This is a genomic window from Streptomyces sp. NPDC007896, from assembly GCF_042959425.1.
GTDB lineage: Bacteria > Actinomycetota > Actinomycetes > Streptomycetales > Streptomycetaceae > Streptomyces.
In genome coordinates, this window is sequence record NZ_JBIBKX010000001.1 from 157,168 (window position 1) to 184,063 (window position 26,896).

The following is a 26,896-nucleotide window of genomic DNA, read 5'->3' on the forward strand; positions in this document are numbered from 1 at the left end:
TACGGGCCGCACTCACGCACGATCGGCTATCCGGCCCACGGCCAGTCGGCGTCCCGCGCCGACTCCAGCAGAGGAACCATCCGGAAAGCCGCGTCCGAGAGCCCCCCGAACGTGTGTCGGTTCGCCTTCCCGGAGGGGCCGTGGCCCGCCCGGTAGCCGGCCAGGTTCCAGGTGTAGACCGGGACGTGCGCCGGGACCTGCTCGGTCGGGTCGCCGTAGTGGCTGTAGGTGGCCTGCTCGTCGGTGACGATGAGCACCCGGTCGTGCTTCCCGTAGTGCGCGCGCACCGCCTCGCTCGTGTTGGTGCCGCCGAGGTCGCCGAAGCGCTCCAGCACCTTCAGCACCGACTCGCTCTTCGTGAACTTGACCCGGTTGCTGCTGGTGCCGAACTCGACGAGATCCGCGTCCGCCGCCCGCAGCGCGAGCGCCGTGCCGAAGATCGCCGCCGCGTCGGCCCGGTTGAGCTCCGAGCGCTCCGACAGCCGCGAGTAGAACATCGAGCCGGACCGGTCGACCAGCACGAGCGTGCGTCCGGGCAGCGCGGGCACGTTCGCCAGCGAGTGGCCGAGCGCCTGCTCCAGCGGGTACGACCAGCGCAGCGAGGGCGCGTGCTGGTACGCGGCGAGGTAGCGGAAGGGGAACTGCCGCGAGCGCGCCACCTCCGCCGGGTCGCTGATCCTGGCGGCGACCTGAGCCGCCACCTCGTCGCTCACTCCCGCCTCGTCGAAGTTCCGCAGGTTGCGTACGAGCGCCATCGCGCCCATGGACGGGATGACGGCCTCCCAGGCCGCCTTGTCCATCGGGCCCTGCAGCCAGCCGGCCAGTGCCTCCCACGTCATCCCCGCGTCCGCCAGGCGCCGCGCGCCGTGCGCACCGGTCACGACCTTGCGCCGCTTGGCGGGCCGCAGCGCCATCAGGTCGCGATGGGCCGCCACGACGGACAGCGACCTTGGAACCACGGCCGTGTCCGGGTGGTGCCGCCGGTCGAGGGCGTACTGGAACAGCTCGCCCTGCCACGGCTTCGCCGGATCGGGCGCCGCGTGCACCAGGTTGAGGATGTCGCCGAAGCGGTAGCCCTTGGCCGCCGTGTCGTACTTCAGCAGCGACTTCTCGCCGTAGAGCCGGCGTACGGCGTCGGCGATGCCCCGCTTGACGGGCTTGGGCACGTTGCGGCCGTACCGGGAGGTCCAGTAGGCGAGCAGCTCGCCGGGCTCGTCCGGGCGGCGCAGCACGGAGGCGATGACCTGGCGGTTGGCCGGGCCCTCGGTGGCGCCCGCGTCGAGGCGTGCCTTCACGTACTCGGCGGCGCCCACGAGCGAGGCCGTCCGCAGGTTGCCCTCGCCGCGCAGCCAGCCGAGCAGGGCGGCCGTCCACGAGGGGTCGGCGACGGCGAGCTCGCGCACGAGCGCGGCGAACCGGTCGTCGCGGGCCTCGCCGGTCTCGTAGAAGGTGTTCTGCGAGACGAAATTGGCGATGGCCAGCAGGAAGAGCTCGGAGCGTGCGTCGCGCTCCTGGCCGCGGCCGCCCTGGTGGGTGCGCAGCACGCGGCCGGTGGATGTCACGCGAGAGGTCGGCTGTGCCTTCGCCGCACGGGCGTTGAAGCGTGCCATGGTGAATTCCCCCGAATTCATGAGTATGTCGGAGGGAGGCACAGCAAATGGAGGGTGTCCGAGATCAGGAGTCGGCGACGGTTCCTGTTCACCCGGCGCGTCTGCCATTTCCGCCACATCGACCCGGAGTCGATGACGGGATTCGAACCCGCAACATACCGTGTCCCGAAGTATCCGCTGCCTGCGCACCGGGCACCCACCATGAGCTGCGCCTCCCGAGATCAATTCGGCGGCGGCGTGGATTCTTTGAGAGAGAAGTAGCCGCAGCCTGCGCACCGGGAGGTGCATGAAATTGTGGTGTCCAGAGTTCAAGGCCGGCGGAACCGACGTAGGTGCTCTAACCCCTGAGCTACACCGGCGCGTTGTACCGGTGGCGGGACTCGAACCCGCGGCCGCCCCATTATCAGTGGAAGTAGGTCCTGCCTTCGCACCTGGACGTGCACCACTTTAGGAGGGCGGCCGCGGTTCGAGCCATTGAATTAACTACCCGCGCTTCTGGCGCTTCCAGGGGCCGGTGATGGCGAGCATGATGCCCGGTTCCTGGATGTTGGCGAAGAGGGTCCTGCCGTCGGGTGAGAAGGTGACGCCGGTGAACTCGCTGTAGGCCGGCTCGGCTTCGGTCCCGATGTTCAGTTCGTTGCGGGCGATCGGGTAGGTACGGCCGCTGTCGGTGGCGCCGAAGAGGTGCTGGACTCCCTCGCCGTCCTCGGCGATGACGAGGCCGCCGTAGGGGGAGACGGTGATGTTGTCGGGGCCGTCGAAGGTGCCGTCCTTGGACGGGTCGGGGTTCACACCGAGCAGGACCTTGAGGGTCAGGGTGCGGTGCTTGGGGTCGTAGAACCAGACGGCGCCGTCGTGCTGGACGGGGCTTTCCTCGCGGGCGTACGAGGAGACGATGTACGTGCCGCCGTCGCCCCACCACATGCCTTCGAGCTTGCGGGCGCGGGTGACCTGGCCGTCGGTGAACTGCTTGCGGACCGAGACGGTCTTCGCGTCACGGTCCGGGACGTCGACCCAGTCCACGCCGTACACCGTGCCGATCTTGGTGGCGCGGGAGAGGTCGTCGATGAACCGGCCGCCGGAGTCGAAGCACTTGAAGGCCTGGAGGACGCCGGCGTCGTCGGCGAGGGTGGCGAGCTGTCCGTGGCCGTGTTCGAAGCCCTGCGGAGGCGTCCAGCGGTAGAGGAGGCCGTTGGGGCCCGAGGCGTCCTCGGTGAGGTAGAGGCGGCCGCGCTTGGGGTCGACGACGACGGCCTCGTGGGCGTACCGGCCGAGTGCCTTGATCGGCTTGGGGTTCCGGTTGCGGCGGCGGTCGACGGGGTCGACCTCGAAGACGTAGCCGTGGTCCTTGGTCATGCCGTTCTGGCCGGCCTTGTCCTCGGTCTCCTCGCAGGTGAGCCAGGTGCCCCAAGGGGTGTTGCCGCCTGCGCAGTTGGTGGAGGTGCCCGCGACGCCGACCCACTCGGCGACCTTGTCGTGGCGCACCTCGACGACCGTGCAGCCGCCGGACGCGGCGGGGTCGTAGACCAGGCCCTCGGTGAGCGGCACGGGGTACTTCCAAGCGGCGCGGGGGCCCTTGAGCTCGTGGTTGTTGACGAGGAGGGTAGCGCCGCGCGGCCCGTCGAAGGTGGAGGTGCCGTCGTGGTTGGACGGCGTGAACTCACCCGAGTCCAGCTTGGTTCGGCCGCTGTAGGTGATGACGCGGTAGGAGAATCCGGCGGGCAGCGCGAGCAGGCCCTTCGGGTCCGGGACCAGCGGTCCGTAGCCGACTCCGCCGTGCCGGTCCGTCGGCTTGCCGTCCTCCCCCACGCTCTCGGTGTCGGTGGACGCCAGGGCGTTCGGGGCGGTGGCGAGGGCGCCGACACTGCCGGCCAGGACGATACCGGCGCCGGTCAGCGCGGATCGACCGGCGAAGTCCCTGCGGGTGAGCGACATGGGTGTCTCCCGTGACGGTGGAGGATGACCGTGGAGGGTGGCCGAGGGCGTTGCGGCCACACCGTCCCGCCCACGCCTGAACGGCGGTTGAACACCGGGCGACTTCACCGCACTCGGTTCCATGAATCCGTAAGGACTCGGCCACAGGCACCAAAAGTCCTCCGGACAGGGGAACGGGCGGAACCCTCCGGGACCGGGAACGAGCGCCCCTCCCGAGGACGGGGGCCGAGGGCCGGGGGAAGCCCCCGGGCCGGGAACGGGCGCCCCTCCCGAGGCTGGGACGAGTGCCCGCTCGGGGCTGAGGATCGGGCGCCCCCGAGGCCGGAGAACGGGCGAAGCGCCCCTCTCGGGGCTGGGGATCGGGCGAAGCCCACCGGAGCCGAGGAACGAGCTCCGCTCCCGGGGCCGAGGAACGGGCGCCTCCCTCGGGTCCGGGGAACGGGCGAAGCCCCATCGGGGCCGGGGAAGCGCCCCTCCCGGGGCTGGAGATCGGCCGAAGCCCACCGGGCCGAGGAATGGGCGAAGCCCCTCCCGGAGCCGAGGAACGAGCGCCCCCTCGGGACCGCGGAACGAGCGAAGCCCAACCGGGGCCGGGGAAGCGCCCCTCCCAGGGCTGGAGAACCGGCGAAGCCCACCGGGCCGAGGAATGGGCGAAGCCCTCCCGGGGCCGAGGAACGAGCGCCCCCTCGGGGCCGGGGCAAGGGAAGCGCCCCGCGACCGGCCCCGCCCCGCTCAACCCCCTTGCTGCGAGCGTGCCTTGAACGCGGCCTTGCGGGCCTCCTTGGCGACCTTCTTGTCGGGGTGGAGGCGGCCCATCGCCTCCAGGACGTCCGGGGTGGCCGGGTGGTCGACGCGCCAGGCCGCGGCGAAGAAGCCGCCGTGCTGCTGGGCAAGCCCCTCGACCAGTCCCTGCAGCTCGGCGGAGTTGCCCTCGGCGGCGAGCTGCGCGGCGATCGTGTCGATGGTGAGCCAGAAGATCATCGCCTCGGACGGCGGGGGCACGTCGGCGGCGCCGTGTTCGGAGAGCCAGACCCGGGAGAGTCCGCCCAGTTCGGCGTCGTCGAGGACCTCGCGCAGCGCGGGCTCGGCCTCCAGACCGACGAGCGAGAGCGCCTGCTGACAGTGCAGCCGGCGCAGCGGCGCCCCGGCATCGCCGCCGCGCGCCGCGGCGAGCAACTCCCGGGCGGCGGCGAGGGGTTCACGTCGGGCGAGCCACTGCTCGGTCTCGGCCCGGGCGGCGGTCGGCGGGAAGGTGGCGGTGCCGTCCAGCAGCGCGTCCGCGCCCTTGTCCGCGAGATCGCCCACCGCGGGGGCGGCGAGGCCGGACTCCAGCAGCCGCGCCCGCAACCCGTACAGACCGAGGGGTGTCAGCCGTACCATCCCGTACCGCGACACGTCGTCGTCGGCGGCGGCCGAGGACTCCTCGTCGGTGTCCGCCATCAGTGTCTCGTCGACCGGCTGGAAGTCGACGAGACCGACGGGTTCGAGCAGCCGGAACTGGTCGTCGAGCCGCATCATCGCGTCCGACACCTGCTCCAGTACGTCGTTGGTGGGCTCCCCCATGCCATCGGGCACGATCATGGACGCGGCGAGGGCCGGCAGCGGTACGGGGCCTTCGCCCGCCCCGCCCTCGCTCACGCTCAGCAGGTACAGATTGCCGAGCACTCCGTCCAGGAACTCGGCCTCGGCCTCGGGGTTCCAGTCCAGCGAGGAGAAGTCGATCTCCCCGCCGCCGTCCATCGCGTCGACGAGCTCGTCGAGGTCGGGCACGCTCGCGTCGGCCAGTACGGTCTCCAGGGCGGTGAGCCACACCCCGAGGACGTCCTGCGGCGCTCCGGAGGTGAGCAGCGCGAGGTCCGCGCCCGCGGCGACCGCGCCCTCCTCCTCGTCCACGATCTCGACGAGCCCGGTGTCCACGGCCACCCGCCAGGCCTCGCTGGCGAGGGCCGCCGCGTCGTCGCCGGTGAGCCCGAGCGCGTCGGCCGCCCCGGGAAGCTGTTCCTCGACGAGTTCGCCCCCGGCGCCGACCCGTGTGTCCGGGCCGGCCCAGCGGGCCAGCCGTGCGGCGCGGGAGAGCAGCGGTGTGGCGAGCGCGTCCCGCGCCAGCTCCGCTTCGGACGTCAGCCGCACCGGCGGCAAGGGGGAGCTCTCTGACATCGGCTGGGTTCTCCTCCGAACAATCAGGACCCGAACAGCGGGATCGAACGGCCCGAACGAGCGGAACCGGGCGACCCGACCGGCGGGACCGACCAAGCGTGACAAGCAGAAAAAGCAGGAAAAGCAGTACAAGCGGAACAAGCATGACGAGCGGAACAAGCGTGACATCCACCGGGGTCCGGCAGATCACCCCCGGATCCGGCAGATCACCCACCAAGACCCGGCGACACACCCCCGGATCCGGCGAGACACCCACCAGGGCCCGGGGGCGCATCGCCCAGCCCCGGCAGGACACCCACCAGGACCCGGCGGCGCATCCGCCCGCCCCGGCGGTACGTCCACCGAGCCCGGCGGCGCATCCACCCGACCCGGCAGGAAACCCACCGAGCCCACAAGGACATCGTCCCGCAGGACATCCCGCGCGCCCCGTGGACCACCCCCGGACCCGAGGGTCCGGACGCCAGACCGGAAAACCACGTCGACGGCTCAGCCTAGACGGATTTCCACCCATGCCGCCCGGTTCATGTCCCTGTCAGGAGTTGTACATCACCCCATCCTTGACAACTCCCCTTCCCACACACGAGATTGACGCGCGTAGAAGTTCAAAGGGGCACCCGTCCCACCAGCTTCTACGCGCGTCACCGACCCGCACACAGGTCGCGCTACCCCCACACGCTCCACCCTCGTCCCGGCGCTCATGTAAGTCCCCGGAGGGATTCCCTTGCCGAGCAAGAGAACCGCGCGCATCGGCGCGCTGACCGTAGCCGCGGTCTGTTCCACCGTCTCCGCCGTGGTGCTGACCGCACCCGCCCACGCGGACACCGTCCACATCCACGACATCCAGGGCACCACCCGGACGTCCCCCTACGCGGGCCAGAAGGTCACGGACGTGGCGGGCATCGTCACGGCCCTGCGGACCTACGGTTCGTCCCGGGGTTTCTGGATCCAGGACCCGACCCCGGACGACAACCCGGCCACCAGTGAGGGCGTCTTCGTCTTCACCAGCTCCACCCCGAAGGTCGCCGTCGGCGACTCGGTCACCGTCACGGGCACCGTCTCGGAGTACGTGCCCGGCGGCGCCTCCTCCGGCAACCAGTCGCTGACGGAGATCACCAAGCCGACGATCACGGTGCTGTCGTCCGGCAACGCGGTCCCCGCGCCCACGGTCGTCAACAGCCGTTCCGTGCCGACCGCCTACAGCCCCGCCGGTGACACGGCCGCGAGCGGCTCGATCAACGCGCTCACCCTGGAGCCGACGAAGTACGCCCTGGACTACTACGAGTCCCTCGAGGGCATGAACGTCCAGGTCGCCGACGCCCGCGTGGTCACCGCCACCGACCGGTACAGCGAGCTGTGGGTCACGGTGAAGCCGCACGAGCACCCCACCCGCCGCGGCGGCACGATCTACGGCGCATACACCTCGCAGAACACCGGCCGCCTGCAGATCCAGTCCCTCGGCGCGACCGCCGACTTCCCCGTCGCGAACGTCGGCGACGAGCTCGCCGGCACCACCGCGGGCCCGCTCGACTACAACCAGTTCGGCGGCTACACGCTCGTCGCGAGCCAGTTGGGCACCCTGGAGAAGGGCGACCTGCAGCGCGAGACGACCCGCAAGCAGTCGCGCGGCGAGCTGGCCGTGGCGACGTACAACGTCCAGAACCTGGACCCGGGCGACGGCACGTTCGCCGCCCACGCGGCCGCGATCGTGAACAACCTCCAGTCGCCCGACATCGTGTCCCTGGAGGAGATCCAGGACAACAACGGCGCCACGGACGACGGCACGGTCGCCGCCGACCAGACGGTGAACAAGCTGATCGACGCGATCGTCGCGGCGGGCGGCCCGAAGTACGACTGGCGTTCCATAGACCCGGTCAACGACAAGGACGGCGGCGAGCCCGGCGGCAACATCCGCCAGGTCTTCCTCTTCAACCCGGAGCGGGTCTCCTTCACGGACCGCGCGGGCGGCGACTCGACGACCGCCGTCGGTGTCACCAAGGTGCACGGCAAGGCCCAGCTGACGGCCTCCCCCGGCCGGATCGACCCGGCCAACACGGCCTGGACGTCCAGCCGCAAGCCGCTGGCCGGCGAGTTCGTCTTCCGTGGCAAGACGGTCTTCGTGATCGCCAACCACCTCAACTCCAAGGGCGGCGACCAGGGGCTGACCGCGCAGTACCAGCCCCCGGCCCGCAGCTCGGAGACCCAGCGCCATCTGCAGGCGACGGCGGTGAACTCCTTCGTCAACGAGATCCTCAAGGCGCAGAAGAACGCCGATGTGCTCGCCCTCGGTGACATGAACGACTTCGAGTTCTCGGACACCACCAAGATCCTCGAGGGTGACGGCGAGCTCTGGTCCGCGATCAAGTCGCTGCCCAAGAGCGAGCGTTACACGTACGACTACCAGGGCAACCAGCAGGTCCTGGACCAGATCCTGGTCAGCCCGTCGATTCGCCAGGGCTGCGACTTCGACTACGACAGCGTGCACATCAACTCGGAGTTCTCCGACCAGATCAGCGACCACGACCCGCAGGTACTGCGGTTCCGGCCGTAGGCCTGTAGGGGCTGCGGATGAGGCCACAGCCCCGAAAGGGGAAGAGCCCGGCCCCGTCGTCCGGGGGGCCGGGCTCTTCCCTTGCCCGAGGTCAGGCGGCGAACGTCTCGTTCAGCCAGCCCTTCCAGGCGGTCTCGTTGTGCTGGGCGTCGGCGTCGGACGCGAAGTCGTGGACGCTCATGCCGACCGGGGCGCCCCAGTGGTTCCGCCCGAAGAAGCGGATGAGGGCGTTGTCGGTGCGCAGCCCGATGAAGTACGGGTTGCGGTAGTCGACCACGGCGTCGAGGAGCTGCCCCTCGGGTCCGCGGGCCCGCACCCGCGCGCCCTCGGCCGTGTCGTCCGCGAGGCCCAGCGCCCGCCCGACGGCGGCGAAGGCGTCGGACGCCGTGGACGCGCCGGGCCCGTCGAAGGTGGCGAAGGCGACCGGGCGCCCCGCGAAGTGCGTCACGTACTCGCGCAGGGTGTGCAGATAGAAGTCCGTGTGCTTGCTCGCGCCGTCGTACTGGTTGTCCCAGTCCTCGACGAAGATGCCGCTGTGCACGTACCGCACCCACGACCGGCGGCCGTCGTCACGCGGCTCGATGGTCTCGTCGATCTGGTTGAGGGTCTGCTGGGAGATGCCCTCGACGTCCTCGACCAGGCTGGTGAGGCGGTGCGGCGGGTCCCAGTTGGTGAGCGTGGAGCCGAAGGGCCCGGTCCCGCCCTGGCGCGGCTCGAACTCCATCGGCCACAGCCAGCCGCCGGTACCGGTGGTGATCGCCTCCCACATCTGTTCCGGGGTGGCGTCGACCTCGAACTCGCGGGCGATCTCGAATTCCTTGGACATGGTGGAGGTTCTCCTGTGGTTCAGTCCTGGTCGGGCAGGGCCGGGGCCACCGCGAGGGCGGTCTCCGGCGTCGCGGCGGCCGCCGCCTCGACGGTGATTCCCGGCGTGACGATGGCTTCCGGCTTTGCGGTGGCTTCCGGCTTTGCGGTGGCTTCCGGCTTTGCGGTGGCTTCCGGCTTTGCGGTGGCTTCCGGCTTGAGCGTCGGGTGGACGGCGACGACGATCCGGTGGTCGCGCCCGCCCTCCGCGTTCCCGTCGTGGTACTTGCGGATGAGCGCGCCGACCCCTTGCGTCAGCTCCTCGATGAACGCGGCGCGGTCGGCGGCGGAGGCGAAGGTCACCTCACCGTCGAGCGCGTAGGTGGCGAGCCGCTTGCGGGCCTTCGCCGCGCCGGTGATCAGCGCCCCCACGTCCCGGACCAGCCGGGCACCGACGGCCAGCAGCCAGCGGGCCGAGAGCTGATCCCGGAAGCGGTCCGGGTCGGGCTGCACGGCGGCGAGGGCGAGCGGCGAGATGACATACGACGACGCCGTCGCGCGCATCAGCCGCTCGGTGACATTGCCCTTGCGGCGCTCGCCCGCGAGCTCGACCAGGCCGTGCCGCTCCAGCGCCTTCAGGTGGTAGTTCACCTTCTGCCGCGGCAACCCGACCCTTCCGGCCAGCATGGCGGCCGACGCGGGCCCGGCGGCGAGCTCGGCCAGCAGCCGGGCCCGTATGGGGTCGAGCGAGACGGCGGCTGCCTCGGCATCCTCGATGACGGTCACGTCCAACATGACTCCACCGTCTCACCGAACACTTTTTTTGTCCAGGCGGGTCAAGTTGTCGGAGAGGGCCGCGAAGAAGACTCGTCGACCGCCGCGCCTCAGCCCTGCGGCCCGCCCTCGCCGAGACGTGCCAGCTGGGTCTGGAACCAGTCCAGCCGGGCCTGCAGCAGTGCCGCCTCGGCGACGAGTTCGGACACCCCGAGCCCGGCGGGCAGATCCCCGACCACGACCCCGCTCCCGGCGCGGACCCGCAGCCCCTCACCGGCCAGCCGCGCGAACTCCGCCAACGACAGGGACGTACGACCGCGTACGCAGCCCGCGCAGGCCGCCGCGAGGGCGCGCCAGCCGGGGCGCCCCCAGCCCGCGTCCGCGAGCGCGGCGGCCACCGCGCCGCAGGCGCAGGGACCGACCGTCGCGCTCCGCACCCGCTGGCGGGCGTAGCGGAACCCCTGTTCGAAGCGGATGTAGGCGCCGAGGACGGAGACCTCCAGGAGGACGGCCGCCCGGTGCTCGGCGGTGCAGAGCATGGCCTCGGCCGTGGCCGAGTCGTGCACGCAGTGGAAGCCGCAGTCGCAGCGACGGTGCGGCGCCCGGTGCCGCAGCCCGTAGACGCAGCGCGCCTCGTCCAGCACTCCGTACGGCACCGCGCCGCCCAGCGAGACGCCGGTGAACCCGGCCCGGGTGCCGTCCTGGGACAGCACCGGGTGGGCGATCTTGTATCCGGTCGGCGGCTCCGTCGGTCGTTCCTCGGGGAGCCGCAGCCTCATCGGGCGACCGGGACCTCTTCGGGCACGGACGTCTCCAGCTCCTCGATTTTCTCGGGGAGTTCCTCGGGAAGTTGGAGAATGTCTTCGTCCGCGCGAGTCCGCTCTTCCGCGACTCCGGTGGCGAGTGCCTTGCCCAGCCTCATGACGCCTCCCGCGATCTGCCGTCGACTTCCGTCCTCGCCATGGTGACCCATGAGGGGCCGGGTTGGCACCAGGGCCTCGCGAAAGCAGCCACCTGGTAGCAATGCTTTCCCTTACCTCGTAGAAGAATTAAGTGGAGCTTCACAGTGGAGCTGCCGAGACTACTCGCATGACGACCTCGGCCCCCTTGGCCCCTCCCTCCGCCTCTTCCTCCACTCCTCCGTTCGGCCGTGCGCTCTGCGCGATGGTCACGCCCTTCACCGAGGCGGGCGCGCTCGACCTCGACGGGGCGGGGCGGCTCGCCGACCGGCTGGTCCGCGCGGGCTGCGACGGTCTGGTCCTGTCCGGCACCACGGGCGAGTCCCCGACCACGACGGACGCCGAGAAGTCCGCGCTCGTGCGCGCCGTGCGCGAGGCGGTCGGCGACCGGGCCGCGATCGTCGCGGGCGTCGGCACCGCCGACACGCGGCACACCGTCGAACTGGCCCTGGCGGCCGAAAAGGCGGGCGCGGACGGCCTGTTGGTCGTGACGCCGTACTACAGCAGGCCTCCGCAGGACGCCGTCGAGGCGCACTTCCGGGAGATCGCCGACGCCACCGGACTGCCGCTCACGCTGTACGACATCCCCGGCCGCACCGGCACCCGTATCGAGCCCGACACCCTGATCCGGCTCGCCGAGCACCCCCGGATCGTGGCCGTCAAGGACTGCGCGTACGACCTCCTCGGCACCCAGAAGGTGCTGGCCCGCACCGAGTTGGCGTACTACGCGGGCTGTGACGAGCAGGTGCTCGCGCTGCGGGCGGTCGGCGGGACCGGGTACATCAGCACGGTGGCGAACGCGGCCCCCGGCCCCTTCCGCGCGATCCTCGACGCGTTCGAGACGGGGGACACGGCGGAGGCGGCGCGTCGGCAACAACGCGCCGTCCCGCTCATCGAGTTGATGATGTCGTCGGGACTGCCCGGCACGGTCACGGCCAAGGCCCTGCTCGGCCGGCTCGGCCTGCCCGCGGGTCCGGTCCGCCCGCCGCTGCGGCCCGCCGGCCGGGAGGTGACCGACGGACTGCTGGCGGCGTACGAGGAGTTGGCGGCCGCCTGATCAGCGCCGGGCGAACACCGGTGTCCAGCGCCCGGCGGCGCCGTCCTGGCCGCCCCGGAATCCGCTCAGCGGTACCTCCTTGTCGCTGCCCAGGGCGACGACCACGAGCCGGTTGTGGAACTCGTTCGAGCCCGGGGTGATGTCCCAGGCGATCAGGCGCTTGTTGTCGATCCAGGCGAGCAGTTGCTGCCCGCGTACGGTGGTGATCCGCTTGCCGGTGGCGGAGTCCAGGATCTCGGAGGCGGTGGTCTTCTTCCCGCCCGCGAAGTCGCCCGCGGCGAGTCTGCCGTCCGGGGACAGCCGTGCGTCGACGTACCAGACCAGGTGCCTCTCGTTGTCGGGCGTCGCGACCTCGTTGCCCTGGAAGTCGTAGAAGCGCTGGCCGGGTGCGGTGGTGACCCCGCTGTAGACCAGTTTGCCGTCGCGGCTGAAGCCGAAGTCCTGACGGACGTTGATGTCGGAGCCGCCGCCGGACGGGACCTTGCTCCAGGACGCCGTGCCGGACGCGACGTCGACGACGTAGAAGCCGGTCCGGCCCGGCTCCTGGTAGGTGGCCTGGTTGTTCGTCACCGTGGCCTGCAGGTCGGGGTTCGTCTTGTAGGTCGTCGCGACGAGTTTGCGGCCGTCGGGCGAGAATGCGACCCCGCCGACCGTGTGGTCGACCGGAATCCAGCGCTCGACCTCGCCGGTGCGCAGGTCGAGCAGGCCGATCCGCCGGGCGGGCAGGTCCCGCTCCAGGACGGCGGCGGTCCGCAGGCCGGGGGCGACCGCGACAAAGGACCACTTCGTGGTCTTCTTGTACTTGTGCGTCCGCACGTCGAGGAGCCAGTACGTGCGGATGTTGAGGTGACGGTCGGCCGACTGCTTGACTCCCGTGGTGGTGTAGTACGCGGCCAGCGCGACTCCCCCGGCCGCGATCAGATCGCGCGGTGGGGTCTGGCCGGGGTGGGCGACGATGTCGTTCTCGTTCAGGACGTTCGCCGGGCGCACGTCGTCCTTGCCGGTGCCCAGCACGGGCACCGCGACGGCGACGGCGACCGCGGCGACGGTGGCCACGGCGACAGAGGCGATCGTACGGGTCCGGCGGCGCCGTCGGACGGCCAGTACCCGGTCGGCGAAGTCCACGGGAGGCGGGGCGACATCCGCGACCTGCTCGTGGAAGGAGTCTCGGACGAAGTCGTCGACGTTCACGGGCGCACCTCCAGCGGCGAGAAGTCACGGGACGACGGCCGCTCGTCGCCGCCCCGGCCGAGTGCGGCCAGTTCGGGGGCGAGGGCGCGCAGCCGGGCGAGCGAGCGGTGGGTGGTGGACCGTACGGTCCCGACGGAGCAGCCGAGGAGCCGGGCCACGTCGGCCTCCGGCAGATCCTCGAAGTAGCGCAGGACGAGCACGGTGCGCTGCCGGGCGGTGAGCCGGGCCAGCGCCCCCCGCATCACGACCCGCAGCTCCGCGGCGGACGAGACGTCCGCGTCATGCGGCCCGCCCTCGGGCGGCTCGGCGACGCTCAGCTCCCGTCGGGGCCACTTCAGCCGCCAGCGGCTCACCTGCTGCCGGTACAGCACCTGCCGTACGTACGCCTCGGGTTCGTCGATCCGGTGCCACCGCCCCGCGGCCTTGATCAGGGCGTTCTGCAGCAGGTCCTCGGCGGCGTGCCGGTCCCCGCCGCTGAGCAGCACGGCCGTCTTCAACAGCGTGGACGACCGATTCGCCACGAACTCCCGGAAGCTCTTCTGCGCTTCGGCATCCATCGTCACCTTCGTCTTCCCCGAGGGTCTGCTCCGGCGGCCTGACGGCCCGCCCCTGTACCCCTTGTGACGCGTGCGCCCGCCCGCCGCTATGCCCCGGGGCCGCGATCAATCTCGAGCAATCTCAAGGAGGTTGTCCGTCCAGAGCGGACGGAAAAAGACGAAGGCAAGGAGGTTACCCACTCCTTGCCACTCTCAACTTATAGCGCACCGGGGGGCTTGCGGCAAGGCCCCCGTCGTGCCGCAGAATCACCGGCCGAAGCCGGAATCCGCGGACACGGGGAGTCGCAAAGTGCGTGTGCTGTTGTCGACATGGGGATCGCGAGGGGACGTCGAACCGCTGGCGGGACTCGCGGTGCGGTTGCGGGAACTCGGCGCGGAGGTGCGGGTGTGCGCGCCACCGGACGAGGAATTCGTGGCGCTGCTGGCTCGGGTCGGCGTGCCGCTGGTGCCGCTCGGCCCGTCGGTGCGCTCGGTGGTGACCGGCGAGAGGCCGCCGTCGGCCGCGGCCGCGTTCCGGCTCGCGCCCGAGCTGGTCGCCGCGAGGTACGAGACGCTCACCGCGGCGGCCGAGGGGTGCGACGCGCTGCTGGCGACCGGCCTGATGCCGGCCGGCGCACGCTCGGTGGCCGAGAAACTGGGCATCCGCTACGTGTTCGCGTGCTTCCATCCGTTCGGACTGCCCTCGCAGCACTTCCCTCCGCAGTCGCGGCCGGGCCGGCCGTCCCCCCGGGAGGAGACCGACCTCAAGGTGCTGTGGGAGCAGGACGCCCAGCGCGTGAACGAGCTGTACGGCGAGGCGGAGAACAGCCACCGGGCGGTGATCGGCCTGGCACCGGTGGACAACGTCCGTGACTACGCGGTCACCGACCGGCCGTGGCTGGCGGCGGACCCCGTCCTGGGCCCGTGGCAGGACCTGACGGATCTCGACCTCGTGCAGACGGGGGCGTGGATCCTGCCGGACGAACGCCCGCTCCCGGCCGGGTTGGAGGCGTTCCTGGACGCCGGTGCACCACCGGTCTACGTGGGCTTCGGCAGCATGGTCGCGCACACCCCGAAGGACATCGCCCGGGTGGCCATTGAAGCGAGCCGCGCGCGGGGCCGCCGCGTACTCCTTGCCCGCGGCTGGGCCGGCCTGGCCCCGATCGACGATGTCGACGACTGTTTCGTCCTCGGTGAGGTCAACCAGCAGGCGCTGTTCGGCCGGGTGGCCGCCGTCGTGCACCACGGCGGCGCGGGCACGACGACGACGGCCGCCCGGGCCGGCGCGCCCCAGGTGGTCGTACCCCAGATCGTGGACCAGCCGTACTGGGCAGCCCGGGTCGCCGAGCTGGGCATCGGCGCGGCCCACGGCGGTCCGACTCCGACCTTCGAGTCCCTGTCGGCCGCGCTCGGTACGGCCCTGGCCCCCGAGACCCGCGCACGGGCGACCGCTGTGGCCGCCACGATCCGCACCGACGGGACGACAGAGGCCGCGAGGCTTCTCCTCGGCATGATCAGCCGGGAGGAGCCACGCACATCCGCGTGAACCCCACGGGACCCGTCCGGCCAGGACCCCGGACACATGAACCCGCACACGCCGGTCCGGACGCCTTGCCGCGCGCAAGGGTCACGAGCGACCTCACCTTCGGAACATTCGGAGCCAACGACGTGAATCCCCTGACCACCAGCGCGTTCGACCTTCCCGACCGCCTCTCCGCCAAGGCCGACCCGACGCTGATCGCCGGCGACGAAGAGCACTTCGCGGCCATCGCGGAGTGCCTCGAACAGTCGATCGCCGAGCTGACCGACCTCCTCGACGCCGAGCGCAGAGCGCCCGGCGGTGCGGGCCGGCAGGCGATGGACCGGGACGTGGAGATCCACCGGCTGACCGCTCGCCTGCGCGCACTGCGTCGCTTCGGTCTGGACCTGTGCCTCGGACACATGGTCGGCGCGGACGACCCCGAGCCCGTGTACGTCGGACGGCTCGGCCTCACGGACAGTACGGGTCGTCGGCTGCTGCTCGACTGGCGCTCCCCCGCGGCCGAGCCGTTCTTCGGAGCCACCCACGCCGACCCGATGGGTCTGGCGAGCCGCCGCAGGTATCGCTGGGCCCGAGGCCGGATCGGCGACTACTGGGACGAGGTGTTCACCTCGGACGGATTCGCCGGCCACGCCGCGCTCGACGACCAGTCCGCCTTCATCGCCAGCCTGGGCGGCGACCGGTCGCCACGGATGCGCGACGTGCTCGGCACCATCCAGGCCGACCAGGACGCCATCATCCGCGCGGGATCCCGCGGCGCTCTCGTCGTCGACGGCGGTCCGGGTACGGGCAAGACGGTCGTCGCTCTGCACCGCTCCGCCTACCTCCTCTACTCCGACCCGCGCCTCGGTCACCGCCGGGGCGGCGTGCTGTTCGTCGGTCCGCACCGGCCCTACCTGGCCTACGTCGCCGACGTCCTGCCCAGTCTCGGAGAGGAGGGCGTGCAGACCTGCATCCTGCGGGATCTCGTCGCCGAGGGAGCCGCCGCGACGATCGAGGCCGACCCGGACGTGGCTCGCCTGAAGTCGTCCGCTGATCTGGTGAAGGCGATCGAGACAGCCGTGAGGTTCTACGAGGAGCCGCCCACCAAGGGGATGACGGTCACGACCCACTGGTCCGACATCTGGCTGAGCGCCGACGACTGGGCCATGGCGTTCGAAGCGGCGGAACCCGGTACTCCGCACAACGAGGCGCGCGACCAGGTCTGGGAGGAGCTGCTCACGATCCTGGTGGACAAGCACGACGACGCCTCGGCGCATGACGACGGCGTCTCGGCCGACCTGCTCCGCACGTCGCTGCTGCGGAACAGGGAGCTGCTCACGGCCTTCGACCGCGCCTGGCCGCTGCTCGAAGCGGCCGACCTGGTCTCGGACCTGTGGTCGGTACCCGCCTACCTGCGCAAGTGCGCTCCCTGGCTCGGCCCCGACGAGGTCCGGCGGCTGCGGCGCGAGGACGCCCAGGCCTGGACGGTGTCCGACCTGCCGCTGCTGGACGCGGCACGGCAGCGGCTCGGCGACCCAAAGGCGGCTCGGCGCAAGCGTCGTAACGAAGCCGCCGTCGCCGCCGAACGCGCACGCAGGGCCGACGTCATCGACAGCCTGCTGCAGAACGTCGTGATCGACGAGAGCGAAGGCGCGGTGGGGATGCTGCACGGACGGGACCTCCAGGACACCCTGGTCGACGAGAGCGCACTGCCCGGCACCGAACCGGACCTGCTCGCCGGCCCGTTCGCGCACATCGTCGTGGACGAGGCTCAGGAGCTGACCGACGCGGAGTGGCAGATGCTGCTGCTGCGCTGCCCGTCCCGGAGCTTCACCATCGTCGGGGACCGTGCCCAGGCCAGGCACGGGTTCACGGAGTCGTGGCGGGAACGGCTCGAGCGGATCGGGCTCGACCGGATCGAGTCGGCCTCCCTGAGCATCAACTACCGGACGCCGGAAGAAATCATGGCGGAGGCCGAGCCGGTCATCCGGGCCGTGCTCCCGGACGCCAATGTGCCGACCTCCATCCGCAGCGGCGGCGTTCCCGTCGTCCACGGATCCACCGCGGATCTGAGCTCGGTCCTCGACACCTGGCTCGCCGCGCACGCGGACGGCATCGCCTGTGTCATCGGCGATCCCACATTCCGGGCGACGTCCCGCGTCCGTTCACTGACCCCGGAGCTGTCGAAGGGGCTCGAGTTCGACCTGGTCGTCCTCATCGACCCGCAGGCGTTCGGCGAGGGCGTCGAAGGAGCGGTCGACCGCTATGTCGCGATGACCCGAGCGACCCGGCAACTCGTCGTCCTCACGAGCTCATGAAGCGGTTCCCCGCGCCCCGGTCGGGGCGCGGGGGCTGCGACATCCGCGACTCCGCCGCGGGAGCCGTCGGAGGCTGGATTGCAGAGCCTGTGAGTGGCGCTTAGCGTGATGTCGGGGACTCCAGGGGCTCTCGGGTGCGGTGCGTGCGGCGGACTTGGCAGGGCATGCGCCCACTCTGACCTCAGATCGGTTCGCTGCGGCGAGCGGTCCTGATCACGGACCTCGATGAAAGGTCACTCATGCCACAATCCATGCGCGCTCTCGTAGCCGGGAAGGTTGGCGAGCCGGCCGATGTCCTGCGGCTGGAATCCCGTCCCGTTCCCACGCCAGAAGCAGGTCAGGCGTTGATCCGCGTGAAGGCGACTCCGATTCACGCCAGTGATCTGCACGTGCTGCGTGGCCGCTACGGTTTCTCCCCCGAGTTCCCCACCGTCGGGGGTCACATGGAATGCGTGGGCCGCATTGAGGCCCTGGGCCCGGACACCGAGGGACTGAAGACGGGCGAGCGCGTGGTGGCCGTTGCCGTCCCGGCGGTACCCGGGCCGCCTGTGGCCGGCACCTGGCAGGAATACCTTGTCGCCGATGCACGAAGGGTCCTGCCGGTCCCCGATCATCTGAGCGACTCCAGCGCCTGTCAGCTCGCCGTCAACCCGTTGACCGCGCTGCTCCTGGTGACTCGCGAACTCGACGTACAGCCGGGTGAATGGTTGTTGCAGACGGCCGCGGGCTCCACCGTCGGCCGGCTCGTCATTCAGCTGGCCAGGCATCTGGGTATGCGCACGATCAATGTCGTGCGGCGGCGCGATGCCGTCGAGGAGATCAAGGCGCTTGGTGGTGACGAGGTCATTTGCACCGAGGACGAGGACTTGTTGCAGCGTGTGGCGGAGATTGCAGGATCGGCCGGCGTGCGCAAGGCCATCGACTGTGTCGCGGGCCATGTGGGTGCCCAGGTGTCCCAGGCATTGGCTCCGGGAGGAGAGGTCGTGGTCTACGGCGCGCTCTCCACCCATCGGCAGACCGACCCGGCAGCGCTGACGATCCCGCTGTCGGCACGCTCGGTCATCTACGAGACCAAAGCAGTCCGTGGGTTCTGGCTGAACCGCTGGTTCGGCACCGCCTCACCTGCGGACGCGCTGCGCGCGCTGTCCGAGGTTCGCGGTCTCGTCGCTGATGAGGTGCTGAACATCCCCCAGGGCGAGCCGTTCCCGCTCGAACGCTTCACTGAAGCCATCTCGTTCGCCGAAGCACCCGCACATGGCGCGAAACCGCTCTTCGTCTTCGAGGACGGCCGGGACGAAGACGACAGGTAGGACGCGGGTTCCCGGCTGACATCCACAGGTGACATCGCCTTACAAGGCGGCTGTCTCCCTCGACGCACGAGCGCCCTCCCGGGCCGTCCTGGGGCCGTGGAAGGGCGCTCGACGATGACCGACGCCGACAGCTGCCGACAGCTCAGCAGCACTTCAGCAGCAGGTCAGAAGCAGGTCAGAGCATGGACCGATGAGGCGGCCGCAGGTCACGGCCGCCGATGATCAGTTGTGGCTGTGCAGAACCTCGTTCAGGCCGCCCCACACCGCGTTGTTCGGCCGCGCCTCGACGGTTCCGGTCACCGAGTTGCGGCGGAAGAGGATGTTCGACGCCCCGGACAGCTCACGGGCCTTGACGATCTGCCCGTCGGGCATGGTCACGCGGGTGCCCGCGGTGACGTACAGCCCCGCCTCGACCACGCACTCGTCGCCGAGGGCGATACCGACGCCCGCCTCGGCGCCGATCAGGCAACGCGCGCCGATGGTGATGCGGACGTTGCCGCCGCCGGACAGGGTGCCCATGGTGGAGGCGCCGCCGCCGATGTCGGAGCCGTCGCCGACCACGACGCCGGCCGAGATGCGGCCCTCGACCATCGACGTGCCGAGGGTGCCCGCGTTGAAGTTCACGAAGCCCTCGTGCATGACGGTGGTGCCCTCGGCGAGGTGCGCGCCGAGCCGGACGCGGTCGGCGTCGGCGATCCGGACGCCCTTGGGGGCGACGTAGTCCGTCATGCGCGGGAACTTGTCGATGGACGTCACCTGGAGGTGCAGGCCCTCGGCGCGGGCGTTGAGGCGCACCTTCTCGACGTCGTCCACGGCGACCGGGCCGAGCGAGGTCCAGGCGACGTTGGCGAGATGACCGAAGATGCCGTCCAGGCTCTGGCCGTGCGGCTGCACGAGGCGGTGCGAGAGCAGGTGCAGGCGCAGGTAGGTGTCGTGCGCGTCGATCGGCTTCTCGTCCAGCGAGGCGATGACCGTGCGGACCGCGACCACTTCGACGCCTCGGCGGGCGTCGGGCCCGATGGCTTTGGCGGCGCCTTCGCCGAGCAGCTCGACGGCACGCTCGGCGGACAGCCGCTCGGTGCCGGCCGGGCCGGGCTCGGCGGACAGCTCGGGCGCGGGGAACCAGGTGTCGAGGACGGTGCCGTCGGCCGTGAGGGTGGCGAGGCCGGCGGCGACGGCGCCGGTGGTGCGAGTAGCAGTCGTGTCGGTCATGGGTGAAACCTAACGCGGCCCGGGGCGCACGAGCGAACCGGTACACCCGCCATCTCACGTGCCGGGCGCCCCGTACGCCCCCTCGCGGGACCCCGTCCTCCCCTCGCGCATCCCCCGCACCGAACCCTCCCCCTCAGCCGATCACCCGCCCCAACACCTCCCGCGCATACCCCTCGTCATACGACACCCCCGTCAGCAGCACCTGCAGACAGATCCCGTCCACCAGCGCGACCAGTGCCCTCGCGGTGACGGGGTCGGTGCGGCGGGCGAGGGGCTCGGCGAGGTCCTGGACCCATTCGGCGGCGACGGGGCGCAGGGCGGGGCGGCGCAGCGCCGCGAGGTACAGCTCGTACTCCAGCTCCACCCCCGTACGGTCGCCCGCGAGCCACTCGCCCATCAGCCCGGCGAGTTCGCCGGCGAGGTCGGCCCGGGGGTCCTCCAGCGCGCCGCGTGCGGCGATCACCTTGGCGAAGCCCTCGTTCGCCTGCCGCAGCGCGGCGACCATGAGCTCGTCGAGGGTCTTGAAGTGGTACGTGGTGGAGCCGAGCGGCACATCGGCCTCGGCGGCGACGGTGCGATGGCTCAGCCCGGCGAGTCCCCTGGCGCCCACGACCCGGATCGCCGCGTCGATGATCCGCTGCCGCCGCTCGGGGTCGTAGCGGCGCGCCGCCATCAGTGGGCCCCGCCGAGGTTCAGCACCACGACCCCGCCGATGATCAGCAGTATCCCGGCGACCTTGGTGAAGCTGAGCGCCTCGCCGAGGAACACCATGCCGATCGCGGCGATGACGGCGGTGCCGGCGCCGGCCCAGATCGCGTAGGCCGTGCCGACCTGGACGGTCTTCAGGCACTGCGCGAGCAGCACGAAGGCGATGACGTATCCGAGGACGGTCACCAGCGAGGGCCAGAGCCTGCTGAAGCCCTCGCTGTACTTCATGGCGGTCGTGGCGGCCACCTCGGAGGCGATGGCTCCGGCGAGCAGTGCGTATCCCATGTGTACGAGTGTACGCATCGATGCGTACGCCCGTACGCAAAGAGCGCGAGCCCCTCGCCACAGCTCACCCCGTGACCCGTACGAGGTCAGCTGTTCGCCCGATACGGCCTCGCACAGCCGTATGTGATCGGACGTCAGTCCGGTGGTCCAGGTGCCCGCCCGGGAGGTGTCCAGCGCGCCGTGGGTGCGCCGGTGCCGGGTCAGCCGAGGACGAACACCGGACGTGTGGGGGCGGGTTGCACAGAAGCGGACACGACCTCACGCTGTCGCGCCCCGATGAGCCCGGACTTGGATCACACTGAGAATGCAATGTGAAGCCACCACGCCCATGAATTCCCATGAACCCCCATGAATCCCCGTGGGGCCACGGGATCAGTGGGGGAAACGGCTGCTCAGAAGTCACCAAGTCCACTACTGTTTCACCAGTCGCGCACCGGGTCTCCACGGCTACCGCCGTTCCGTGTGCCTGCGCCCCCTCTTGTGCTGAGACCAGTAGACGAATCCGCGTGCGCCTTGGGCGACGCTGGAGGAACGCGCATGCCAGAAACTACGCCAGAGCCCGAACCCGAGCCCGGGGCCGACCAGCCCGTGCCCGCTTCGGAAGAACCCGCCTGGCGCCCCACCCCCCAAGGCACTCCCTATCCGGCGGAACTGCCTCCCTTCGTCGAGCCGCCGGTGCCCTGGGAGTCCGGGGAGTTCCCGGACGAGGGTCGGCTGCCCGGAACCCGACGGCTGTGGATGGCCGGCGGGCTCGCGGTGGCGGTGCTCATCGCCACCGCGACCGCGATCGCCGTACTGGACAGCAACACTGACGCCGCGTCGAAGAACCGGGCGAACCACACGGCCTCCGACACGGACGTCCCGTTCATACCCGGCGTCTCCGCCTCGGCCGACGGCAGCACCACGGCCCCAACGGGCAAGAACGCCCTGTCCTCCCCGCGGCGCTCCGGCTCCGCCTCCACCGCGTCGGACTCGGCCTCGCCGGGGCCCTCGGAACAGGGGTCCGACGACAAGCCCGTCGCCGGCACCACCGAGCCGTCGAAGACCGCCTCGTCCAGCAAGCCTCCCGAGTCCGAGCCCGTCTCCTCGCGGAAGTCGCTCCAGTCGGTCAACTACCCCGACCGCTACTGGCATCTGAGCAACGGCTTCGTACGGCTCGATCCGGTGGATTCGGGCAGCTCGGGCTCGACCAAACGGGACGCCAGCTTCAAGGTGGTGGCGGGGCTCGGCAACGCCGATTGCTACTCCTTCACCACCGCCGACGGCGCCTATCTGCGCCACCGCAACTTCTCTCTGCGCGCCGACCGCAACGACGGCTCCGAGCTCTTCCGCAAGGACGCCACCTTCTGTCCCCGGACGTCCCCGTACACCGGCGCCGTCATGCTGGAGTCGATCAACTACCCGGGCCGCTATCTGCGCCACCGTAACTTCCAGCTCCGCCTGGACAGAGACGACAACAGTCAGCTCTTCCGCGCGGACTCGGCGTTCCGTGTGGTGAACGGCTGGTCCTGACCCCAGGAACACCTGTGGCCCCCGGCGAGCTGCCGGGGGCCACAGACGTGTGCGGAGGTGTGCGCGGACTCAGACGTTGAACCCGAGCGCCCGAAGCTGCTCACGCCCGTCGTCCGTGATCTTGTCCGGGCCCCACGGCGGCATCCAGACCCAGTTGATGCGCAGCTCGTTGACGATGCCGTCCGTGGCGGACTTGGCCTGGTCCTCGATGACGTCGGTGAGCGGGCAGGCCGCGGACGTCAGGGTCATGTCGATCGTCGCGATGTTCGCGTCGTCGATGTGGATACCGTAGATCAGGCCGAGGTTGACGACGTCGATGCCCAGCTCGGGGTCGACGACGTCGTACAGCGCCTCACGGACTTCTTCCTCGGAGGCCGGCTTCATCGTCAGGGTCTCGTTCTCGCTCATGCCGTCTTCCTCTCGGCGCTCTCGCCCAGAGCCTGGGCCGTCGCGTCCTTCCACGCCATCCAACTCAGGAGAGCGCACTTGACCCGGGCCGGGTACTTGGAGACACCGGCGAACGCGACAGCGTCCTCCAGCACCTCCTCCATCGCGTCGTCGGGCTCGATCCTGCCCTTGGACTGCATGAGCTCCAGGAAGGTCTCCTGGATCTTCTGCGCCTCGGACACGTCCTTGCCGACGAGGAGCTCGTTCAGCACGGACGCCGAGGCCTGGCTGATGGAGCAGCCCTGCCCCTCGTACGAGATGTCCGCGATCTGCTCGCCCTCGTACTTCACGCGCAGCGTGATCTCGTCGCCGCACGTCGGGTTGACGTGGTGCACCTCGGCATCGCCATCCCGCAAGCCTCGCCCATGGGGGTGCTTGTAGTGGTCCAGGATGACTTCCTGGTACATCGAATCAAGCTTCACGTCTCAGCCAGCCCCTCAGCCGAAGAAGTTCCGGACGTGCTCCAGGCCGTCCACCAGTGCGTCGATCTCGGCCGGCGTGGAGTACAGATAGAACGACGCTCGCGTGGTCGCAGGAATTCCGTACCGCAGGCAGACCGGGCGTGCGCAGTGGTGTCCGACCCGGACCGCGATGCCCTGTTCGTCCAGGACCTGGCCCACGTCGTGCGGGTGGATGTCACCCAGGGTGAACGAGATCGCGGCGCCGCGGTCCTCGGCCGTGGTCGGGCCGATGATCCGCAGGTCGGGGACCTCGCCGAGCCGCTTCACCGCGTACTCGGTGAGCGCGTGCTCATGGGCGAGGATCTTGTCCATGCCGATCGCGTTCAGGTAGTCGATCGCCGCGCCGAGGCCGACCGCCTGCGCGATCGGCGGGGTGCCCGCCTCGAACTTGTGCGGCGCCGGGGCGTACGTCGACGAGTGCATCGACACCGTCTCGATCATCTCGCCGCCGCCGAGGAACGGGGGCAGGTCCTCCAGGAGCTCCTGGCGGCCCCACAGCACGCCGATGCCCGTCGGGCCGCACATCTTGTGGCCGGTGAAGGCCACGAAGTCGGCCTGGAGGGCCTGGACGTCCAGCGGCATGTGCGGCGCGGCCTGCGAGGCGTCGATGCAGACCAGCGCGCCGACCTCCTGGGCGCGGCGGACTATGGCCTCGACCGGGTTGATGGTGCCCAGGATGTTCGACACCAGCACGAAGGAGACGATCTTCGTCTTCTCGGTGATGATCTCGTTGATGTTCGACAGGTCGAGGCGGCCGTCGTCGGTGAGACCGAACCACTTCAGCTTCGCGCCCGTGCGCTGCGCCAGCAGCTGCCACGGCACGATGTTGGAGTGGTGCTCCATCTCGGTGATGACGATCTCGGTCTCGTGGTCGACCCGGTAGGGCTCGTCGGCCCAGCCGAGCATGTTGGCCACGAGGTTGAGCGACTCGGAGGCGTTCTTGGTGAAGATCACCTCGTCGCGGCTCGGCGCGTTGATGAACGCGGCGACCTTGTCGCGCGCGCCCTCGTACAGCGCCGTGGCCTCCTCGGCGAGCACATGCACACCGCGGTGGACGTTGGCGTTGTAGCGCTCGTAGTACTCACTCAGGGCGTCCAGCACCTGGCGCGGCTTCTGCGAGGTCGCCGCGTTGTCCAGGTACACGAGCTTCCTGCCGTCGTGGACCTGACGGTCCAGGATGGGGAAGTCCTTGCGGATCGCCTCGGTGTCGAGGAGGCCCGGCAGCTGTGTCACGCGGATGCGCCACCCTTCGTGTCGACTTCGTGCTTCGCGTAAGCCTCGTAGCCCTCGTTCTCCAGCTTGTCGGCGAGCTCGGCGCCGCCGGACTCGACGATGCGGCCGCCGGAGAAGACGTGGACGAAGTCGGGCTTGATGTAGCGCAGGATGCGCGTGTAGTGCGTGATCAGCAGGGTGCCGACCTCGCCGGTCTCGCGGACGCGGTTGACACCCTCGGAGACGACGCGCAGGGCGTCGACGTCCAGGCCGGAGTCGGTCTCGTCGAGGATCGCGATCTTCGGCTTGAGCAGCTCCAGCTGGAGGATCTCGTGGCGCTTCTTCTCACCGCCGGAGAAGCCCTCGTTCACGTTGCGCTCGGCGAAGGCGGGGTCCATGGAGAGGCGCTCCATGGTCTCCTTGACCTCCTTCACCCAGGTGCGCAGCTTGGGGGCCTCGCCGCGGACGGCCGTGGCGGAGGTGCGCAGGAAGTTGGAGACGGAGACACCGGGGATCTCGACCGGGTACTGCATCGCCAGGAACAGGCCCGCGCGGGCGCGCTCGTCGACGGACATCTCCAGGACGTCCTCGCCGTCGAGGGTGACGGTGCCGCTGGTGATCGTGTACTTCGGGTGGCCCGCGAGGGAGTAGGCGAGGGTCGACTTGCCGGAGCCGTTCGGGCCCATGATGGCGTGCGTCTCGCCCTGCTTCACGGTCAGGTCGACGCCCTTGAGGATCTCCTTCGTGGCGTTGTCGGCCTCGACGGTGACGTGCAGGTCGTGGATTTCAAGCGTTGCCATGGGTTCCTCAGGACTCCTGGGTGAGGGAGACGAGCACGTCGTCCCCTTCGATCTTTACGGGGTATACGGGGACGGGGCGCGTCGCGGGAAGGCCGGACGGCTTGCCGGTGCGCAGGTCGAACGCGGAGCCGTGCAGCCAGCACTCGATCTGGCAGTCCTCCACCTCGCCCTCGGAGAGCGAGACGTTCGCGTGCGAACAGATGTCGTTGATCGCGAACACCTCCCCCTCGGTCTTCACGACCGAGACCGGCGTGCCGTCGAGTTCCACCCGCTTCGGGGTGTCCTCCTCCAGCTCGCTCAGCCCACAGGCGCGTACGAAGGTGCTGGTCATCAGACCGACGCCTCCAGCTCCTCGTCGATCTTCACGAGAAGGCGCTGCTCGATGTCGTCGACACCGATCTGCTGCACGAGCTCGGCGAAGAACCCGCGGACCACCAGTCGACGCGCCTCGTCGGCGGGGATGCCGCGGGCCATCAGGTAGAAGAGCTGCTCGTCGTCGAAGCGGCCGGTCGCGGAGGCGTGTCCGGCGCCGACGATCTCGCCGGTCTCGATCTCCAGGTTCGGCACGGAGTCGACGCGGGCGCCGTCGGTCAGAACCAGGTTGCGGTTCATCTCGTACGTGTCCGTGCCCTCGGCCTTGGCCTCGATGAGGACGTCACCGATCCACACGGCGTGCGCGCCGTCGCCCTGGAGCGCGCCCTTGTAGGCGACGTTCGACTTGCAGTGCGGGGTGTTGTGGTCGACCAGCAGACGGTGCTCCTGGTGCTGGCCCGCGTCCGTGAAGTAGAGACCGAACAGCTCGGCCTCACCGCCGGTGCCGGCGTAGGCCACGCGCGGGTGCAGGCGCACGAGGTCGCCGCCGAACGTGACCACGAAGGACTTGAACGTGGCGTCCCGGCCGATCAGCGCGTTGTGCTGGCCCACGTGCACGGCCTTGTCGTCCCAGTCCTGGACGGAGACGACGGTGAGCTTGGCGCCGTCGCCCAGGATGTAGTCGACGTTGGCGGCGAGCACGGCGTCACCGGTGTGGTCGATGACGACGACGGCCTCGGCGAAGGCTCCGAGCTCCACGACCTGGTGGCCGTAGGCGACGCCGCCCTCTCCGTGCACCGCGACGCGGATGGGCTCGGTGAGCACCGTCTCCTTGGGGACGGTGATCACGCCGGCCTTCTCGAACGCGGAGTACGCCTGGGCGGCGACGCGGTCCACCGGGGTGCCCGCCCTGCCGAGGCGCGCGTCGTCACGGCCGACGGTCTCCACGACGACGCCCGCGGGCGCCTCCACGTCGACCTTCAGGCCGTCGCCGGTCGCGACCGCGGTTCCGTCGTGCAGCCCGCGCAGGCGCTCCAGCGGGGTGAACCGCCACTCCTCCTCGCGGCCGTGGGGGACCGGGAAGTCCGCCACGTCGAAGGACGGGGGCGCGCTCATGCGCGTGGCGACGGTCGACTCGGCGGCCACCGCGATCTGGCCGGCGGTGGTGGACCCCACCGGGATGTTCTGAGCCTCAGCCATGGCTGTCGGTCTGCTCTCTTTCCTGC

Annotated in this window: 24 protein-coding genes; 6 read left to right on the forward strand and 18 right to left on the reverse strand. The window is 70.4% G+C overall.

All coding sequences use genetic code 11. From position 1 onward, the window contains the following. Positions 1 to 26: 26 nt before the first annotated feature. The 3 genes from ACFZDJ_RS00735 to ACFZDJ_RS00745 all read right to left on the reverse strand — a co-directional run bounded on the left by ACFZDJ_RS00735 (position 27) and on the right by ACFZDJ_RS00745 (position 5,702). Positions 27 to 1,610 carry a TROVE domain-containing protein gene (locus tag ACFZDJ_RS00735; protein ID WP_391055140.1) on the reverse strand — a complete coding sequence of 528 codons (1,584 nt, stop codon included), beginning with the start codon at positions 1,608 to 1,610 and terminating at the stop codon, positions 27 to 29. A gap of 483 nt (positions 1,611 to 2,093) precedes the next feature. Further along, complete coding sequence (locus tag ACFZDJ_RS00740) at positions 2,094 to 3,545, reverse strand: alkaline phosphatase PhoX (protein WP_390928410.1); 1,452 nt, start codon at positions 3,543 to 3,545, stop codon at positions 2,094 to 2,096. A gap of 732 nt (positions 3,546 to 4,277) precedes the next feature. Continuing rightward, positions 4,278 to 5,702, reverse strand: a complete 1,425-nt coding sequence (locus tag ACFZDJ_RS00745) for a hypothetical protein (protein ID WP_390928408.1) — start codon at positions 5,700 to 5,702, stop codon at positions 4,278 to 4,280. A gap of 721 nt (positions 5,703 to 6,423) precedes the next feature. On the opposite strand from ACFZDJ_RS00745, the gene ACFZDJ_RS00750 reads away from it, so the two are divergent. Further along, positions 6,424 to 8,250 (forward strand): endonuclease/exonuclease/phosphatase family protein, encoded by a 1,827-nt coding sequence (locus ACFZDJ_RS00750; RefSeq protein ID WP_390928407.1) that lies wholly within the window; start codon positions 6,424 to 6,426, stop codon positions 8,248 to 8,250. Between the two features lie 91 nt (positions 8,251 to 8,341). Here the strand turns inward: ACFZDJ_RS00750 and ACFZDJ_RS00755 are convergent, their stop codons facing one another. The 4 genes from ACFZDJ_RS00755 to ACFZDJ_RS00770 form a co-directional block, all read right to left on the reverse strand. Next, a complete protein-coding gene (locus tag ACFZDJ_RS00755) occupies positions 8,342 to 9,076 on the reverse strand; it encodes an SRPBCC domain-containing protein (protein WP_390928405.1) in 735 nt (244 codons plus the stop codon). Positions 9,077 to 9,096: 20 nt separating this feature from the next. After that, a complete protein-coding gene (locus ACFZDJ_RS00760) occupies positions 9,097 to 9,849 on the reverse strand; it encodes a helix-turn-helix domain-containing protein (protein ID WP_391055143.1) in 753 nt (250 codons plus the stop codon). Positions 9,850 to 9,938: 89 nt separating this feature from the next. Beyond that, on the reverse strand, positions 9,939 to 10,607 hold the full coding sequence (locus ACFZDJ_RS00765; protein ID WP_391055145.1) for a hypothetical protein: 669 nt from the start codon (positions 10,605 to 10,607) through the stop codon (positions 9,939 to 9,941). Further along, on the reverse strand, positions 10,604 to 10,750 hold the full coding sequence (locus tag ACFZDJ_RS00770; protein WP_384906045.1) for a hypothetical protein: 147 nt from the start codon (positions 10,748 to 10,750) through the stop codon (positions 10,604 to 10,606). Before ACFZDJ_RS00770 ends, ACFZDJ_RS00765 begins: the two co-directional genes overlap by 4 nt. A gap of 167 nt (positions 10,751 to 10,917) precedes the next feature. Here ACFZDJ_RS00770 and dapA point away from each other — a divergent pair, with 167 nt between their 5' ends. Beyond that, complete coding sequence (gene dapA / locus ACFZDJ_RS00775) at positions 10,918 to 11,844, forward strand: 4-hydroxy-tetrahydrodipicolinate synthase (protein ID WP_391055148.1); 927 nt, start codon at positions 10,918 to 10,920, stop codon at positions 11,842 to 11,844. Here the strand turns inward: dapA and ACFZDJ_RS00780 are convergent, their stop codons facing one another. Next, the gene (locus ACFZDJ_RS00780; protein ID WP_391055151.1) at positions 11,845 to 13,035 is read right to left on the reverse strand and encodes a WD40 repeat domain-containing protein; all 1,191 of its coding nucleotides are present in this window, start codon (positions 13,033 to 13,035) and stop codon (positions 11,845 to 11,847) included. Then, positions 13,032 to 13,592, reverse strand: a complete 561-nt coding sequence (locus ACFZDJ_RS00785; protein WP_390928394.1) for a SigE family RNA polymerase sigma factor — start codon at positions 13,590 to 13,592, stop codon at positions 13,032 to 13,034. Before ACFZDJ_RS00785 ends, ACFZDJ_RS00780 begins: the two co-directional genes overlap by 4 nt. A gap of 289 nt (positions 13,593 to 13,881) precedes the next feature. Here ACFZDJ_RS00785 and ACFZDJ_RS00790 point away from each other — a divergent pair, with 289 nt between their 5' ends. The 3 genes from ACFZDJ_RS00790 to ACFZDJ_RS00800 all read left to right on the forward strand — a co-directional run bounded on the left by ACFZDJ_RS00790 (position 13,882) and on the right by ACFZDJ_RS00800 (position 18,721). Beyond that, on the forward strand, positions 13,882 to 15,117 hold the full coding sequence (locus ACFZDJ_RS00790; protein ID WP_391055153.1) for a nucleotide disphospho-sugar-binding domain-containing protein: 1,236 nt from the start codon (positions 13,882 to 13,884) through the stop codon (positions 15,115 to 15,117). Positions 15,118 to 15,239: 122 nt separating this feature from the next. Then, positions 15,240 to 17,411, forward strand: a complete 2,172-nt coding sequence (helR, locus tag ACFZDJ_RS00795; RefSeq protein ID WP_391055156.1) for an RNA polymerase recycling motor ATPase HelR — start codon at positions 15,240 to 15,242, stop codon at positions 17,409 to 17,411. A gap of 251 nt (positions 17,412 to 17,662) precedes the next feature. After that, complete coding sequence (locus ACFZDJ_RS00800) at positions 17,663 to 18,721, forward strand: zinc-binding dehydrogenase (RefSeq protein ID WP_391055157.1); 1,059 nt, start codon at positions 17,663 to 17,665, stop codon at positions 18,719 to 18,721. A gap of 222 nt (positions 18,722 to 18,943) precedes the next feature. Here ACFZDJ_RS00800 and dapD read toward each other — a convergent pair whose 3' ends face one another. The 3 genes from dapD to ACFZDJ_RS00815 all read right to left on the reverse strand — a co-directional run bounded on the left by dapD (position 18,944) and on the right by ACFZDJ_RS00815 (position 20,944). Beyond that, on the reverse strand, positions 18,944 to 19,933 hold the full coding sequence (dapD, locus tag ACFZDJ_RS00805) for a 2,3,4,5-tetrahydropyridine-2,6-dicarboxylate N-succinyltransferase (protein WP_391055159.1): 990 nt from the start codon (positions 19,931 to 19,933) through the stop codon (positions 18,944 to 18,946). A gap of 133 nt (positions 19,934 to 20,066) precedes the next feature. Next, the gene (locus ACFZDJ_RS00810; RefSeq protein ID WP_384906037.1) at positions 20,067 to 20,606 is read right to left on the reverse strand and encodes a TetR/AcrR family transcriptional regulator; all 540 of its coding nucleotides are present in this window, start codon (positions 20,604 to 20,606) and stop codon (positions 20,067 to 20,069) included. Continuing rightward, entirely contained in the window at positions 20,606 to 20,944 is a 339-nt protein-coding gene (locus ACFZDJ_RS00815; RefSeq protein ID WP_144315310.1) for a multidrug efflux SMR transporter, read from the reverse strand. The genes ACFZDJ_RS00810 and ACFZDJ_RS00815 overlap by 1 nt, the downstream gene beginning before the upstream one ends. A gap of 519 nt (positions 20,945 to 21,463) precedes the next feature. Here ACFZDJ_RS00815 and ACFZDJ_RS00820 point away from each other — a divergent pair. Continuing rightward, positions 21,464 to 22,438: an AbfB domain-containing protein gene (locus tag ACFZDJ_RS00820; RefSeq protein WP_391055163.1), complete on the forward strand. Its 975-nt coding sequence runs from the start codon at positions 21,464 to 21,466 to the stop codon at positions 22,436 to 22,438. Between the two features lie 69 nt (positions 22,439 to 22,507). Here ACFZDJ_RS00820 and ACFZDJ_RS00825 read toward each other — a convergent pair whose 3' ends face one another. The 6 genes from ACFZDJ_RS00825 to sufD are packed head-to-tail and all read right to left on the reverse strand — an operon-like array spanning position 22,508 to position 26,870. Further along, positions 22,508 to 22,846 carry a metal-sulfur cluster assembly factor gene (locus ACFZDJ_RS00825; protein ID WP_054235892.1) on the reverse strand — a complete coding sequence of 113 codons (339 nt, stop codon included), beginning with the start codon at positions 22,844 to 22,846 and terminating at the stop codon, positions 22,508 to 22,510. After that, a complete protein-coding gene (gene sufU, locus ACFZDJ_RS00830) occupies positions 22,843 to 23,307 on the reverse strand; it encodes a Fe-S cluster assembly sulfur transfer protein SufU (RefSeq protein ID WP_097226268.1) in 465 nt (154 codons plus the stop codon). The genes ACFZDJ_RS00825 and sufU overlap by 4 nt, the downstream gene beginning before the upstream one ends. Before the next feature lie 15 nt (positions 23,308 to 23,322). Beyond that, positions 23,323 to 24,579 carry a cysteine desulfurase gene (locus ACFZDJ_RS00835; RefSeq protein ID WP_168508041.1) on the reverse strand — a complete coding sequence of 419 codons (1,257 nt, stop codon included), beginning with the start codon at positions 24,577 to 24,579 and terminating at the stop codon, positions 23,323 to 23,325. Continuing rightward, complete coding sequence (gene sufC, locus ACFZDJ_RS00840; RefSeq protein ID WP_075026223.1) at positions 24,576 to 25,358, reverse strand: Fe-S cluster assembly ATPase SufC; 783 nt, start codon at positions 25,356 to 25,358, stop codon at positions 24,576 to 24,578. The genes ACFZDJ_RS00835 and sufC overlap by 4 nt, the downstream gene beginning before the upstream one ends. Positions 25,359 to 25,365: 7 nt before the next feature. Then, entirely contained in the window at positions 25,366 to 25,689 is a 324-nt protein-coding gene (locus tag ACFZDJ_RS00845) for a bifunctional 3-phenylpropionate/cinnamic acid dioxygenase ferredoxin subunit (RefSeq protein WP_101405822.1), read from the reverse strand. Then, complete coding sequence (gene sufD, locus ACFZDJ_RS00850) at positions 25,689 to 26,870, reverse strand: Fe-S cluster assembly protein SufD (protein WP_390928380.1); 1,182 nt, start codon at positions 26,868 to 26,870, stop codon at positions 25,689 to 25,691. Before sufD ends, ACFZDJ_RS00845 begins: the two co-directional genes overlap by 1 nt. Between the last annotated feature and the right edge of the window lie 26 nt (positions 26,871 to 26,896).